This window comes from Aquimarina sediminis, from assembly GCF_002895435.1.
Classification (GTDB): domain Bacteria; phylum Bacteroidota; class Bacteroidia; order Flavobacteriales; family Flavobacteriaceae; genus Aquimarina; species Aquimarina sediminis.
On the sequence record NZ_POYJ01000035.1, the window covers coordinates 1 to 1,698 of the forward strand.

Sequence of the window (1,698 nt, forward strand, 5' to 3'; positions counted from 1 at the left end):
GGGGTCACAAAGTGTTAAAAGCCAGGCATTACTGTCTGGCTTTTTTGTTGGGTATTATTATTTTTTTATATTCTCAAGAATAGAGTCATTTAGGTCACTATATTTCTTAATGTTTCGATATATAAGTTACCTTAGTGATTATATAGCATTGTTAGCCTTAATTTCAATCGACACAAAAACAAACTCTCTATAAAATAAAAAATGCAGGATAAATTAGAGTTTTCAAAAGAAGCAATAAATATAATTGAATGCATTAATAACACAAATGAAAACCTATTCATCACAGGTAAAGCTGGAACTGGAAAATCTACACTATTAAAATATATACAAAAGAATGACTCTAGTATTATTGTATTAGCTCCAACAGGAATTGCTGCAATTAATGTAAATGGAGAAACGATACATTCTTTTTTTAAATTAAAACCAGGTTATGAGTTTGATGAGGCTATGCACGTTCGTATAAATAATAATATGATTAGTCAATATGCAACTATACATACCATAATAATTGATGAAATATCTATGGTTAGGGCAGATATTTTAGATGCTGTTGATATTTTTCTTCAAAGAATCAGAAATACATCAGAACCATTTGGAGGTATTCGTATGATATTCTTTGGAGATTTATTTCAACTTCCTCCTGTAATATTAAACAACGAACGTGAAAAATTCTTACAAAAATACAAGACTCCTTATTTTTTCTCTGCTCATTCATTTATTCAAAAGGATTTATTCACTTCACCATTCATTCAAAAAACATTAGAACTTAAAACCATTTATCGTCAAAAAGACCCTTTATTTATAGACATTCTCAATGCTGTTCGAGAAAACAAAACCAACGATTCCCATTTAAGCCTTTTAAACCAACAAGTTAAAAATCCCATTGAAGATGAAAATAGTAATTTTCAAATCAATCTAGTATCGACAAACGCAATAGCAAATAGTATAAATTTTCAAAAATTACAAACTCTTAACACATCTGAAATTAGTTTTTTTGCTCATCATACTGGCAATATTGAAAACCTTAAACCTAATGACCTTGAAGTGAAATTAAAGATTGGAGCTCAAGTAATGTTTCTAAATAACGACCCGAAAAAAAGATGGATGAACGGAACAATAGGTAATGTAATAAATATTGCTTCTAAAATAGATGAAGAAATTAATGAAAATTATCAATTTATTGAAGTAGAACTGGAAAATGGGAACACAACTGAAGTTTCACCCTTTACTTGGGAAGTATCAAAGTATAGATTTAAACGAGGTCGATTTGTTCGTGAAGAAATTGGAACATTTACTCAGATTCCTATAAAATTAGCTTGGGCTATTACAATACACAAAAGCCAAGGAAAAACGTTTAACAAAGTAAAAATTAATCTTGGTACAGGAAGTTTTGCTCACGGGCAAACCTATGTAGCTTTAAGTAGGTGCAAAACTCTTTCTAATATTACACTAACAAAACCTATTTTGAAATCAGATATTATAATTGATGAATCTGTTATTGAATTTATAAAAAACTAAATCCAACAACGTGTATAAAACGATTATTTTTAACTCGTTTCAAAGTTATAAAAAGTTAAATATTTTTATTGGAGAATGATGTTAGCAAGCTATCAATAAAGCTTGATACTCTTTTGCGTATTCTGAAATCTCCTCCAAAGATTTTACTAAAAAGTTCGAACTTCGAATGCTCGGGGTCAC

The 1,698-nt window shown here is 29.2% G+C and carries 2 protein-coding genes; both read left to right on the forward strand.

What is annotated here, in order from left to right; translation table 11 throughout:
* A partial coding sequence (locus tag C1X07_RS25240; protein ID WP_206604282.1) for a hypothetical protein occupies window positions 1-193 on the forward strand: 193 nt, incomplete at its 5' end.
* 8 nt (window positions 194-201) lie between these two features.
* On the forward strand, window positions 202-1,518 hold the full coding sequence (locus C1X07_RS24695) for an ATP-dependent DNA helicase (protein WP_103072715.1): 1,317 nt from the start codon (window positions 202-204) through the stop codon (window positions 1,516-1,518).
* Window positions 1,519-1,698 lie beyond the last annotated feature (180 nt).

Coding starts and splice junctions, on each gene's coding strand:
- C1X07_RS24695 (WP_103072715.1), top strand. CDS start 202: ATGCAGGATAAATTAGAGTTTTCAAAAGAAGCAATAAATATAATTGAA.